The sequence below is a fragment of the Actinosynnema sp. NPDC020468 genome (assembly GCF_040642015.1).
Lineage (GTDB): Bacteria > Actinomycetota > Actinomycetes > Mycobacteriales > Pseudonocardiaceae > Actinosynnema.
In genome coordinates this window covers 56,136-68,623 of record NZ_JBFAEO010000047.1, presented here as the reverse complement: position 1 = coordinate 68,623, position 12,488 = coordinate 56,136, and the positions used below count along the sequence as shown (strand labels likewise).

12 protein-coding genes are annotated in these 12,488 nt (G+C 72.9%); 8 read left to right on the top strand and 4 right to left on the bottom strand.

Annotation, left to right across the window (positions count from 1 at the left end; all coding sequences use genetic code 11):
* The first annotated feature begins 218 nt into the window (after positions 1-218).
* The gene (locus AB0G50_RS28240; RefSeq protein ID WP_360114124.1) at positions 219-1,205 is read left to right on the top strand and encodes an aldo/keto reductase family protein; all 987 of its coding nucleotides are present in this window, start codon (positions 219-221) and stop codon (positions 1,203-1,205) included.
* Positions 1,206-1,242: 37 nt separating this feature from the next.
* Here the strand turns inward: AB0G50_RS28240 and AB0G50_RS28235 are convergent, their stop codons facing one another.
* Positions 1,243-1,443 carry a hypothetical protein gene (locus tag AB0G50_RS28235; protein ID WP_360114121.1) on the bottom strand — a complete coding sequence of 67 codons (201 nt, stop codon included), beginning with the start codon at positions 1,441-1,443 and terminating at the stop codon, positions 1,243-1,245.
* Between the two features lie 72 nt (positions 1,444-1,515).
* On the opposite strand from AB0G50_RS28235, the gene cobU reads away from it, so the two are divergent.
* Genes cobU through cobS form a run of 3 tightly spaced genes read left to right on the top strand, consistent with a single transcriptional unit; the run spans position 1,516 to position 3,826 of the window.
* Positions 1,516-2,073, top strand: a complete 558-nt coding sequence (gene cobU / locus AB0G50_RS28230; RefSeq protein ID WP_360114118.1) for a bifunctional adenosylcobinamide kinase/adenosylcobinamide-phosphate guanylyltransferase — start codon at positions 1,516-1,518, stop codon at positions 2,071-2,073.
* Positions 2,070-3,107, top strand: coding sequence for a nicotinate-nucleotide--dimethylbenzimidazole phosphoribosyltransferase (gene cobT, locus AB0G50_RS28225; RefSeq protein WP_360114115.1), 1,038 nt, complete (start codon positions 2,070-2,072; stop codon positions 3,105-3,107). Before cobU ends, cobT begins: the two co-directional genes overlap by 4 nt.
* Positions 3,107-3,826, top strand: coding sequence for an adenosylcobinamide-GDP ribazoletransferase (gene cobS, locus AB0G50_RS28220; protein ID WP_360114112.1), 720 nt, complete (start codon positions 3,107-3,109; stop codon positions 3,824-3,826). Before cobT ends, cobS begins: the two co-directional genes overlap by 1 nt.
* A 72-nt stretch (positions 3,827-3,898) precedes the next feature.
* Here the strand turns inward: cobS and AB0G50_RS28215 are convergent, their stop codons facing one another.
* On the bottom strand, positions 3,899-5,002 hold the full coding sequence (locus tag AB0G50_RS28215; RefSeq protein WP_360114109.1) for a branched-chain amino acid aminotransferase: 1,104 nt from the start codon (positions 5,000-5,002) through the stop codon (positions 3,899-3,901).
* 75 nt (positions 5,003-5,077) lie between these two features.
* On the bottom strand, positions 5,078-6,253 hold the full coding sequence (locus tag AB0G50_RS28210; protein WP_360114106.1) for an amino acid permease: 1,176 nt from the start codon (positions 6,251-6,253) through the stop codon (positions 5,078-5,080).
* Positions 6,254-6,447: 194 nt separating this feature from the next.
* Here AB0G50_RS28210 and AB0G50_RS28205 point away from each other — a divergent pair, with 194 nt between their 5' ends.
* Positions 6,448-7,944: a leucyl aminopeptidase gene (locus AB0G50_RS28205; protein ID WP_360114103.1), complete on the top strand. Its 1,497-nt coding sequence runs from the start codon at positions 6,448-6,450 to the stop codon at positions 7,942-7,944.
* Positions 7,945-8,078: 134 nt separating this feature from the next.
* On the opposite strand, the gene AB0G50_RS28200 is transcribed toward AB0G50_RS28205, so the two are convergent.
* Complete coding sequence (locus AB0G50_RS28200) at positions 8,079-8,402, bottom strand: oxidoreductase (RefSeq protein ID WP_360114100.1); 324 nt, start codon at positions 8,400-8,402, stop codon at positions 8,079-8,081.
* A 187-nt stretch (positions 8,403-8,589) separates the two neighbouring features.
* Between AB0G50_RS28200 and lpdA the strand changes: the two genes are divergently transcribed.
* The 3 genes from lpdA (at position 8,590) to AB0G50_RS28185 (ending at position 12,336) form a co-directional block, all read left to right on the top strand.
* A complete protein-coding gene (gene lpdA, locus AB0G50_RS28195) occupies positions 8,590-9,960 on the top strand; it encodes a dihydrolipoyl dehydrogenase (RefSeq protein ID WP_360114097.1) in 1,371 nt (456 codons plus the stop codon).
* Positions 9,961-10,008: 48 nt separating this feature from the next.
* The gene (gene sucB / locus AB0G50_RS28190; protein ID WP_360114094.1) at positions 10,009-11,769 is read left to right on the top strand and encodes a 2-oxoglutarate dehydrogenase, E2 component, dihydrolipoamide succinyltransferase; all 1,761 of its coding nucleotides are present in this window, start codon (positions 10,009-10,011) and stop codon (positions 11,767-11,769) included.
* A gap of 81 nt (positions 11,770-11,850) precedes the next feature.
* Positions 11,851-12,336 carry a hypothetical protein gene (locus AB0G50_RS28185; protein WP_360114091.1) on the top strand — a complete coding sequence of 162 codons (486 nt, stop codon included), beginning with the start codon at positions 11,851-11,853 and terminating at the stop codon, positions 12,334-12,336.
* Positions 12,337-12,488 lie beyond the last annotated feature (152 nt).

Genomic DNA, 12,488 nt, shown 5'->3' with positions numbered 1-12,488 from the left:
GGCACTTGCGTCTTCGGCCGGCGGTAGCGCTTAATGCGCCCCCTTGACACATGCGGTTGGGCTGCGCCCAGGCCATACGGGGAGAACACGAGGCCCCTGGCTTGGTCGGCGCGACCGTGGCGTTGGGGGTGGGGCGACCGTTGCGCGTGTAGCGCCCTGTGGTGTGTGGGTGGGGAAGTTCATTAGCTTGCCGAACGAGTCCTCACTAGACTTGGGGTATGGAGTTTCGGCGTCTTGGCCGTTCCGGCCTGAACATCAGTGAGATCTCGTACGGCAACTGGTTGACCCACGGGTCCCAGGTCGAGGAGGAGCAGGCGTTGGCCTGTGTGCGTGCCGCGCTCGACGCCGGCATCACCACCTTCGACACGGCCGACGTGTACGCGAACACGAAGGCCGAGGCGGTGCTCGGGCGGGCGTTGAAGGACGAGCGGCGGGAGTCCGTCGAGGTCTTCACGAAGGTGTTCTGGCCTACCGGGCCCGGTGGGCCCAACGACAAGGGGTTGGGGCGCAAGCACATCCACGAGTCGATCGACGGGTCGCTCAAGCGGCTTCAGACGGACTACGTGGATCTGTACCAGGCGCACCGGTTCGACCAGACCGTGCCGCTGGAAGAGACCATGCTGGCGTTCGCCGACGTGGTGCGGCAGGGCAAGGCGCTCTACATCGGGGTGTCCGAATGGAACGCCGACCAGATCGCGCGCGGTGCGGCGTTGGCTCGCGAGTTGAAGGTCCCGTTCATCTCCAACCAGCCGCAGTACTCGATGTTGTGGCGGATCATCGAGTCGCAGGTGGTGCCGACGTCCGAGCGCGAGGGACTGTCGCAGATCGTGTGGTCGCCCATCGCGCAGGGCGTGCTCACCGGGAAGTACCTGCCCGGGCAGCCGGTGCCGGAGGGCTCGCGGGCGACCGACGAGAACGGCGCGAAGATGATTTCGCGGTTCCTGAAGGACGACGTGCTCGAGAAGGTGCAGAAGCTGCGGCCGATCGCGGACGAGGCCGGGTTGTCCCTGGCCCAGCTCGCAGTGGCGTGGGTGTTGCAGAACCCGAACGTGGCCTCGGCCATCATCGGGGCGTCGCGGCCCGAGCAGGTGCACGAGAACGTCAAGGCGGCGGGTGTGAAGCTCGAGACCGAGCTGCTCGACCGGATCGACGAGGTGCTGGGCGACTCGGTGCAGACCGACCCCCGGTTCACCATCACGCCGTGAGCGCGGCGGGGGCGGTCCGTTCGGGCCGCCCCCGGCGTCACTCGGCGGGCGAGAGGGACATCGGGCCGTACACCTCGGACTCGCTGCGCAGCAGCGTCACCGAGGACACGCCGGCCTGCCGCAGCGCCTCCCACTCGGCGCCGAACCAGTCCTCCGCGGCCGTCTGGTCCGCGAACACCTCGTCCGGACCGTCGACCTCGCGACCGTCCGCGTCCTGGTACCGCCACCGGTAGTCCATGGCGGGCCTCCTCACATCTCGGCCGGGTAACGTGCCCGGTCAGGCTATGTCCACCCGAGCAGGGAGCGCTGTGTGACACGTCGGACACTCGTCCTGGGCGGTGCCCGATCGGGCAAGTCCGCGCACGCGGAAGGCCTGGTCACGGACGACGTGGTCACCTACGTGGCGACCGCGCGGCGCTACCCGGACGACGCGGACTGGGACGCCCGGATCGCGCTGCACGTGGCCCGTCGTCCCACCACGTGGACCACCGTGGAGGCGCCGGCGCCCGGTGACCTGGTGGCGCTGCTGACCGCGACCAGCGAATCGGACCCGCCGATCCTGGTCGACGACCTCGCCACCTGGCTCGCCGGCGCGCTGGACGACGCGGGCGCGTGGGAGGGTCACGGGGTGGCCGACGTCGAGCGGCAGTGCGCCGCGCTGGTGCACGCGGTCGCCCAGGCGCGGGCCCGGCTGGTGCTGGTGTCGGCGGAAGTCGGACTGGGCGTCGTGCCCGGCACGCACTCTGGCAGGCTCTTCCGCGATCACCTCGGTTCGCTCAACGCGCGGCTGGCCGAGGTCTGCGACGAGGTGGTGCTGGTCGTCGCGGGAATCCCACTGCGACTGCGCGAAGCCGGAGGTAGTCGGTGACCATCGAGTTCCCGCCCGTGGAACCGCCGAGCGAGACGGCCCGCCTGGAGGCCGTGAAGCGGCACGCGGTGCTGACCAAGCCGGTCGGCTCGCTGGGCAAGCTTGAGGAACTGGGCGCGTGGGTCGCGGCCTGCCAGGGCGAGTGCCCGCCCCGCCCGTTCACCCGACCGAGGGTCGTGGTGTTCGCGGGCGACCACGGCGTGTCGCGCAAGGGCGTCTCGGCCTACCCGCGCGAGGTCACCGGTCAGATGGTGGCGAACTTCCTCACCGGCGGCGCGGCGGTGAACGTGCTGGCGAACGTGGCCGGCGCGACCGTGCGCGTGGTCGACGTGTCGGTGGACTCGGACACCGCCGTGCAGGAGCACAAGGTGCGGCGCGGCTCGGGGTCGATCGACACCGAGGACGCGCTGACCGCCGACGAGGCCGAGCAGGCCGTCAACCTGGGGCGCAAGCTCGCCGACGACGAGGTGGACGGCGGCGCCGACCTGCTCATCGCGGGCGACATGGGCATCGGCAACACGACGCCCGCGGCCGTGCTGATCGCGGCGCTGACCGGGTCCGAGCCGGTGGCCGTGGTCGGTCGCGGCACGGGGATCGACGACCGGGGCTGGATGCGCAAGACGGCCGCGATCCGGGACGCGCTGCGGCGGGCCCGGCCGGTGCTGGGTCAGCCGTTGCGGCTGCTGGCGACGTCGGCCGGCGCGGACATCGCGGCCACGGCCGGGTTCCTGGCGCAGGCCGCGATCCGCCGCACGCCGGTGATCCTGGACGGCGTGGTGGTCGGCGCGGCGGCCGTGGTGGCCGAGGAGTTGGCGCCGGGTGCGCGCGAGTGGTGGGTGGCCGGGCACCGGTCCGCCGAGCCGTCGCACGCGCTGGCGCTGGGTCACCTCGGCCTGGAGCCGTTGCTGGACTTCGACATGCGCCTGGGCGAGGGTTCGGGCGCGGTGGCCGCGCTGCCGCTGGTCGTGATGGCGACCCGGATCCTGGCGGAGATGGCGACGTTCGAGGGCGCGGGCGTCTCCGGTCCCCGCTGATGCGGTTGGCGCTGTCCTGGCTGACCGTCCTGCCGGTGCGCGTCGGCGAGGTCGACGCGCGCGCGGCGGCCCGGGCGATCACCGCGACGCCGCTCGTCGGGGTGCTGCTGGGTCTGCTCGCGGCGGGGGTGCTGCGCGGGCTGCACGTGCTGGGCACTCCCCCGTTGTTGGCCGGGTTCCTGCTGGTCGGGGGCCTGGCGTTGGCGACGCGGGGCATGCACCTCGACGGGTTGGCCGACACCGCGGACGGGTTGGGCTGCTACGGGCCGCCCGAGCGCGCGCTGGCCGTGATGAAGGACGGCGGCGCGGGGCCGTTCGCGGTGGTCGCGCTGGTCGTGGTGCTGGGCGCGGAGGCGGCGGCTTTCCCGGCCGTCGGGTGGCAGGCGGTGGTGCTGGCGCTGACGGCGGGACGGGCCGCGTTCGTGCTGTGCTGCGCGCGCGGCGTGCCGGCGGCCCGGCCGGAGGGGCTCGGCGCGCTGGTCGCGGGCACCCAGCCGGTGTGGGTCGCGGTGGCGTGGTGGGTCGCGCTGGCCGCGGCGGGTTTCCTGGTGCACCCGTGGCGCGGTCCGCTCGCGGTGGCGCTGGCCGCCGCCGTGGTGCTGGTGCTGGTCGCGCACACCCGCCGGCGGTTCGGCGGGATCACCGGCGACGTGCTGGGCGCGGCCTGCGAGGCGGCCACCCTCGCCGTGCTCGCGGTGTGCGCGTCGCCGATGGGCTGACGTCACCCTCGCGGGGTCGCTCGAACGGGGGTTGAGTCGGGGCGGCGAGGGTGTTCGCCGCCCCGGTCCGGGTCAGCCGAGCGGGGTCATCCAGCCGTGGGTGTCCTCGACCGTGCCGCGCTGGATCGACGTGAGCCGGTCGCGCAGCTTGAGGGTGACCTCGCCGGTGGCGCCGCCGGACACGCTGAACGCGCCGCCGGCGTGCTTCACGTGGCCGACGGGCGTGATCACCGCGGCCGTGCCGCAGGCGAACACCTCGGTCAGCTCGCCCGACTCGGCCTTCTTCTCCCACTCCTCGGTGGAGAACCGGCGTTCCTCGACCGCGTGGCCGAAGTCCTGGGCGAGCCGCAGCAGCGAGTTGCGGGTGATGCCGGGCAGCAGCGCGCCGGACAGCTCGGGCGTGACCACCCGCGCGTCGGAGCCGGAGCCGAGGACGAAGAACAGGTTCATCCCGCCCATCTCCTCCACCCAGCGGCGCTCCACCGCGTCCAGCCAGACGACCTGGTCGCAGCCCTGCTCGGCGGCCTGCGCCTGCGCCACCAGCGACGCCGCGTAGTTGCCCGCGAACTTGGCCGCGCCGGTGCCGCCGGGCGCCGCGCGCACGTACTCGGTCGACAACCACACCGTCACCGGCTTGACGCCGCCGGAGAAGTACGAGCCCGCCGGCGAGGCGATGAGCACGTAGAGGTACTCGGACGCCGGCCGGACGCCCAGCCCCTTCTCCGTGGCGATGACGAACGGCCGCAGGTACAGCGACTCCTCGCCGCCACCCGCGGGCACCCAGCGCTCGTCGACGGCGATCAGCTCCCGGATCGAGGCCAGGAACAGCTCGTCGGGCAGCTCGGGGATGGCGATCCGGCGGGCCGAGGCCCGCAGCCGCTCGGCGTTCGCCTGCGGGCGGAAGGACGCGATCGTGCCGTCGGGCCGGCGGTACGCCTTGAGCCCTTCGAAGATCGCCTGGCCGTAGTGCAGCACGTTGGCCGCCGGGTCCAGCTCCAGCGAGTGGTACGGCTCGACTGCGGCGTCGTGCCAGCCCTGCTCGCGGTTCCAGCGGATCGTCACCATGTGGTCGGTGAAGTGCTGCCCGAAGCCCGGTGCGGCGAGTACCTCCGCCACGCGCTCCGGGGTCGCCGGGTGCGGGTTGGGGGTCCGGGTGAAAGGCAACGCGGTCGTCATGCCAGCACCCTAACCGTCACGAGGACTTCGGAAAATCGTTGTCCCGACGCTCGGACGTCCGACCATCGGGGCGGGTCACCGGGAGTGCGCGCGCGGTCGACCCAGCGCGAGCGCCGCGGTGCCGACGACCAGTCCGACACCGGTGACCACGAGCGCGTCGGTCGGCGCGCCGACGGCCAGCACCACCGACAGGCCGAGCCCGAAGCACGCCGTGCGGGCGGGCCACGTGCGGTCCTCCTTGGCGAGCAGCCGGGCGGCGGCGTTCGTGAAGCCGTAGTACACGGCCGTGGCGCAGCCGCCGACGGCCAGCGCCGTGGCGGGTTGGAGCACCACGACCGCCGCGACCGCCAACGCGCCGTTGACCACGTCCAGGGGCAGCCTGCCGCGCACCGACGTCACCGAGCCGAGCGTGCGCCGGGCCCCGACCAGCGCGGACCGCAGCACCGACACCGCCGCGACCGCCGCGCCGACCGCGAGCAGCGGGACGAGCCACCGGCCGTCGGCGACGACCAGCGCGTCCCGCAGCGGCGCCTTCGACAGCGCCAGCCGGTCCGGTCCGAGTTGCCGCAGCACGGCGTGGCCGACCAGGGCGTACAGCGCGAGCAGCACGGCGAACAGCACCGGCACCGCCACCTTCAGCGCGCGGGGGTCGAACGCCCGCTCGTCCCGGCCGGGCGAGGTGACCCGCTCGAACCCGGTGAACGCGGCGAACAGCACGCACGCGCCGCCCAGCACGCCCATCACGTCCGGTCGCAGCGCGGACGCGGGGTTGGCCGGCGGCGGCACGGCCAGGCACACCACCGCGACCAGCACCAGCACGCCCACCACGAACGCCACCGCCACCGGCGTGAGGCGCGCGGGCCAGGCGACGCCGCCCAGCGCGACGGCGAGGACGACCAGGGCCGCCGCCACCGGCACCCGGTACTGCGGCAGCACGTGCACCGCGAACGCGCTCGCGACCGCCGCCACCACGCCCGCCCGGCCGACCACGTGGGCGCTCGCCGCGATCCACGACGGCAGCAGGCCGAACTGGGCGCGCACCCGGGTGGCGCCGGTGCCCTCCGGGTACACCTGGTGCTGGTCGGCGGTGGACATCGCGGAGCACAGCGCGGCCAGCGCGGCCACGACGAGCGCGGGGAGGAACCAGGGACCCGCACCGGCGACGGCGGGGGCGAAACCGGTGAGGACACCGGCGCCCAGCGTCGAACCGAGGGCGAGCACCACGGCCCCACTACGGGGCGTGAATGTCACCGGTACACACTTGCAGACGAGAAGGGTGAGATCGACCAACCAGTCGGTCGTCATTCGATCGTGTTAATTGTTACTCATTGCTATCACGGGTGCCAACCACGGTTCTTTCCACCAGACCTTTAGCATGCTTCACGATCGACCCCCGTCCCGCCGCACAACCAGGAAGTGCCGGGAGGACCCCGCGAGGAGCCGCAGTGACCGCGCCGAAACTGGCCATCACCGACAGTGACCCGATCAGCACCGCCGTCGACGCCGTGGTGATCGGCACACTCCAAGGTCGCGACGGCGTCGTGCTCGCCGGTGCCGCCGAAGGAGTGAACGCCGCCTACGAGGGCGCGCTACTCCAGGTGCTCACCACCGTGGGCGCGTCGGGCAAGGCCGAGGAGGTCGTGACGCTGCCGACCCTCGGCAAGCTCACCGCGCCCCTGCTGCTGGCCGTCGGTCTCGGCAAGCCCGCCGAGGACGGCTCGATCACCGAGGAGCAGGTCCGCCGCGCGTCCGGCGCCGTCGCCCGCGCCCTGACCGGCAAGAAGCGCGTCGTGACGACGTTGTCGGCGCTGCACCTGGGCGCCGCGGTCGAGGGCACGGTCCTCGGCTCGTACGCGTTCACCACGTACAAGACCGCCGCCGGCGACGCGCCGGTCGCGAAGGTCGACCTGGTCGCGCCCGCCGAGGGCACCGCCAAGGCGCACCGCGCGACCGTGAAGGCCGCGACCGCGATCGCCGAGGCCGTGAGCCTGACCCGCGACCTGGTCAACACCCCGCCGAACGACCTTTTCCCGGAGTCGTTCGCGAACCGGGTCGCCGAACTGGCCAAGACCGACGGCGTCGAGGTCGAGGTGCTGGACGAGAAGGCGCTGCGCAAGCAGGGCTTCGGCGGCATCCTCGGCGTCGGCACCGGCTCGACCCGCCAGCCGCGCCTGGTCCGGCTGACCTACAGGGGCCCGAAGGCGACGAAGAAGGTCGCGCTGGTCGGCAAGGGCATCACCTTCGACACCGGCGGCATCTCGATCAAGCCCGCGGCCGGCATGGAGGAGATGACCTCCGACATGGGCGGCGCGGCGGCGGTGATCGCGACCGTGCTGCTGGCCGCGAAGCTGAAGTACCCGCTGGAGGTCACCGCCTGGGCGCCGATGGCGGAGAACATGCCGTCGGGCGCGGCGTACCGGCCCGGCGACGTGCTGACCATGTACGGCGGCAAGACCGTCGAGGTGCTCAACACCGACGCCGAGGGCCGGCTGATCCTGGTCGACGCGATGGTGCGGGCGGCCGAGGACGGCCCGGACTACCTGATCGAGACCTCCACCCTGACCGGCGCGCAGGTCGTGGCGCTGGGCAAGCGGACCGCGGGCGTCATGGGCTCCGACGACTTCCGCGACCGGGTGGCGGCACTGGGTCGCGCGGTCGGCGAGAACGCCTGGGCCATGCCGCTGCCGGACGAGCTGCGCGGCGACCTGGACTCCCGGGTGGCCGACATCGCCAACGTCACCGGGCACCGCTGGGGCGGCATGCTCGCGGCGGGCATCTTCCTGCGCGAGTTCGTCGCCGAGGGTCTGACCTGGGCGCACATCGACGTGGCCGGCCCGTCGTTCAACAGCGGCGGCCCGCACGGCTACACCACCAAGGGCGGCACCGGCGTCCCCGTCCGCACCCTGGCGGCGGTCCTGGCCGACATCGCCGCCAACGGCTGACCGACGCGAAGGGCCGGCCGGGTGCTCCCGGCCGGCCCTTCCCTCATCACCCGTCGAACCACCTCGACCGTCCACAGAGGACGGTGGACGCACGCCGGGTGACCACCCGGTCACCCGCGGTCGCGCGCGAGGGGCTAGACCTCGCCCGCGGCCTTGCGGCGCGAGTACTCGCGCATCCGCTTCGGGTAGCCGACGATGCCCGCGTCGTAGATCGGGATGCCCAGCTTGCGGGCCAGTCGGCGCGCGCCCTCGGCACCGTCGACGCGCCTGCGGGTCCACTCGCCGTCGTGCGCCACGAAGACCACCGTGGTCTCCGTCACGGTCGTCTTCGGCTCCACGTACGCCTCGACGCCGCGTCGTTCCGCGGCCCACCGCTCCAGGTGGCCCGTGTCGATCGACGAGGCGGCGCGCAGCACCCCCGGGCGCTGCTTCCTGCGGAAACGGTCGAACAGGCCCACCGGGCCCACCTCCTGTGGCCACTGATCACCCCATGGTGCCGGCGCCGGTGTGAAGAGGTGGCCAAATCCTCCGAAGAGGACACCCAAGAGGGCACCGCGTCGCCGTCGCGCGAGGCGTAGTGACAAGATGGCCGTACACACGCGCGCACCCGCGCGGAGTAAGGCAACAGCTCTCCAGGGAGATCCCGTGACCGACACCTCCGCCGACCTTGTGATCCTCGGTGGCGGCTCGGGCGGCTACGCCTGCGCGTTCCGCGCGGCGGAGCTCGGCCTGTCCGTCGTCCTGGTCGAGAAGGACAAGCTGGGCGGCACCTGCCTGCACCGCGGCTGCATCCCCACCAAGGCGCTGCTGCACGCGGCGGAGGTGGCGGACAACGCCCGCGAAGGCGACCAGTTCGGCGTCAAGTCCTCGCTGGAGGGCATCGACATGGCCGGGGTCAACTCCTACAAGGACGGTGTGATCAGCCGGCTGTACAAGGGGTTGCAGGGCCTGGCGAAGGCCAACAAGGTCACCCTGGTCGAGGGCGCGGGCACGTTCGTGGGCCCGAACACCGTCGAGGTGAACGGCGACCGCTACACCGGCAAGAACGTCGTGCTGGCCACCGGTTCCTACGCGCGCAGCCTGCCCGGCCTGGAGATCGGCGGCCGGATCATCACCAGCGACCAGGCGCTGAACCTGGACTACGTGCCGGACAAGGTCGTCGTGCTCGGCGGCGGCGTCATCGGCGTGGAGTTCGCCAGCGTGTGGGCGTCGTTCGGCGCCGAGGTCACCATCGTGGAGGCGCTGCCCCGCCTGGTGCCCGCCGAGGACGAGTACGCCTCGAAGCAGCTGGAGCGCGCGTTCCGCCGCCGCGGCATCAAGTTCAAGACCGGCGTGAAGTTCACCGGCGCGACGCAGAGCGACTCGGGTGTCTCGGTCACCCTGGAGTCCGGCGACGTGCTGGAGGCCGACCTGCTGCTGGTGGCCGTCGGCCGCGGCCCGAACACCGCGGGCCACGGCTACGAGGAGTCGGGCGTGACGATCGAGCGCGGCTTCGTGATCACCGACGAGCGGCTGCGCACGAACCTGCCGAACGTCTACGCGGTCGGCGACATCGTGCCCGGCCTCCAGCTCGCGCACCGCGGGTTCCAGCAGGGCATCTTCGTGGCCGAGGAGATCGCCGGGCAGAACCCGAAGGTCATCGACGAGGCGGGGATCCCGCGCGTCACCTACTGCAAGCCCGAGGTCGCCTCGGTCGGCTTGTCCGAGGCCGCGGCCAAGGAGAAGTACGGCTCCGCGGAGACGTTCGTCTACGACCTCGCGGGCAACGGCAAGAGCCAGATCCTCAAGACGGCGGGCGGTGTCAAGCTCGTCAAGGCGCCCGACGGCCCGGTGGTCGGCATCACCCTGGTCGGCGAGCGCGTCGGCGAGCTGATCGGGGAGGCGCAGCTGATCTACAGCTGGGAGGCTTTCCCCGAGGACGTGGCTCCGCTGATCCACGCCCACCCGACCCAGACAGAAGCCCTCGGCGAGGCCTTCCTCGCCCTGGCCGGCAAGCCGCTGCACGTGCACGGCTGACCGTAACCACCCCAGTCAGCCGAACCACGACCCAGGAGTCAGCGAACGATGGCCTTCTCCGTCCAAATGCCCGCACTCGGCGAGAGCGTCACCGAGGGCACGGTCACCCGCTGGTTGAAGCAGGAGGGTGACCGCGTCGAGGTCGACGAGCCGTTGCTGGAGGTGTCCACCGACAAGGTCGACACCGAGATCCCCTCCCCCGCGGCGGGCGTGCTCCAGAAGATCGTCGCCCAGGAGGACGAGACCGTCGACGTCGGCGCCGAGCTGGCGGTGATCGGCGACGGGCCCGCGGACGCCGGTTCCGACTCCGCGTCCGGCGGCGACGCCGCGCCGGCCGAGGAAGCCCGGCCCGAGCCCGAGCAGGCGCCCGAGCCGGAGTCCGCTCCCGAGCCCGCCGCGCCGGCCGAGCCCGCGTCCGGCGGTGCCGCCGAGGGCACCCCGGTGACCATGCCGGCGCTCGGCGAGAGCGTCACCGAGGGCACCGTGACCCGCTGGCTCAAGCAGGTCGGCGACGCCGTGGCGGTGGACGAGCCGCTGCTGGAGGTGTCCACCGACAAGGTCGACACCGAGATCCCCTCACCGGTGGCCGGCACGCTGCTGGAGATCACCGCGGGCGAGGACGAGACCGTCGAGGTCGGCGGGCAGCTCGCGGTCGTCGGCTCGGGTTCGCCCGCGCCCAAGGCCGAGGCGCCCAAGCCGGAGCCGAAGCAGGAGGCCCCGAAGCCCGCCGCGGAGGCCCCCAAGGCCGAAGCACCGAAGCCCGAAGCACCGAAGGCAGAGGCTCCCAAGGCCGAAGCACCGAAGCAGGAAGCGCCCAAGGCCGAGGCTCCGTCCACTTCGGACGACAGCGCCAACGGCGCGCCGTACGTGACGCCGCTGGTGCGCAAGCTGGCGTCGGAGAACGGCATCGACCTGGGCTCCCTCAAGGGTTCCGGAGTCGGCGGTCGGATCCGCAAGCAGGACGTGCTGGCCGCCGTGGAGGCCAAGAAGGCTCCCGCGCCCGCACCGCAGGCGCCGGCTCCGGCCGCGTCCGCGCCCGCGCCCGCCCAGCGCGTCGCCTCCGCGCCCGCCGCGGACAGCAGCGGCAAGCGCGGCACCGTGCAGAAGCTGCCGCGGCTGCGCCAGATCGTGGCCCAGCGGACCCGCGAGTCGCTCCAGGTCTCCGCGCAGCTCACCCAGGTGTTCGAGGTGGACGTCACCAAGATCGCCCGGCTGCGCAACCGCGCGAAGGCCGCGTTCGAGCAGCGCGAGGGCGCCAAGCTGACCTTCCTGCCGTTCTTCGCGAAGGCGGCCGTCGAGGCGCTGAAGTCCCACCCGGTGCTGAACGCGTCCATCGACGAGGAGAAGAAGGAGGTCGTCTACCACGGCGCCGAGCACCTCGGCATCGCGATCGACACCGAGCGCGGTCTCCTCAACGCGGTCATCGCGAACGCGGGCGACCTGAACCTGGCGGGCCTGTCGCACAAGATCGGCGACCTGGCCGGCCGGGCGCGGACGAACAAGTTGACCCCGGACGAGCTGACCGGCGGCACGTTCTCGCTGACCAACCTGGGCAGCAACGGCGCGCTGTTCGACACCCCGATCATCCAGCAGCCGCAGGTCGGCATCCTGGGCGTGGGCGTGGTGAAGAAGCGCGCGGTGGTGATCACCGACGAGAACGGCGACGACACCATCGCGATCCGGTCGATGGCCTACCTCGCCCTGACCTACGACCACCGGCTGGTCGACGGCGCCGACGCGGGCCGCTTCCTGACCACGATCAAGAACCGCCTCGAAGAGGGCGCGTTCGAGGCCGACCTGGGCCTGTAAGCCCCCGGTGTCGACTCCAGGCCGCTCCCACCACCCGGCGGGGGCGGCCTGGAGTCGTCCGGCGGCAGTGAGGAGCACGGGGTGCGGACGGCGATCCTCGGCACGGTCCTGCTGGTGGCGGCCTGCGGCACGGGTGCCGCCGCGCCCACCTCGGCCCCGCCACCGTCGCCGACGACCAGGACGTGCGGCGACGTCGCCCGTGCCGACGCGAGCGGCAGCCCGCTGCCCGACACCGCGCTGGACCAGGTCTCGAAGGTGCACGACGCGGCGTGCCGCCGGGACTACGCGGCCCTGCCTCCCCTGATGACCGACCCGTTCGCACCGGGCCGCAGCGCCGCCGACACGGTCGCCGGGTGGCGCGCGGCCGACCCGCGCGGCGACCGGCTGGCCGTGCTGGCGTCCACCCTGGAAACCGAGGCCATCACCGACCAGGGCGGCACCACGTTCTGCGGCCACGACGGCACCGCGGTCGTCTTCGCCCGCGGCACCACCGCCCGCCGCGGCGGCCTGAGCGGCTTCTACGCACCGGGCGAGGTCCCGCCCGGCCTGTGCGACCTCCAGGGCTGACCGCGCTCCACCCGCACCACTCCGCAGGCCACGAGGCCATTCCGGGCGAAGGCCGAGCGGGCGGTGAGCCCGGGCAGGCGTCGAGCCCCGAGCGGGGCACCGGGTCCGAACGAGCGTCGAGCCCGGTTCTCGAGCCGGGCAGGAACTCCGGA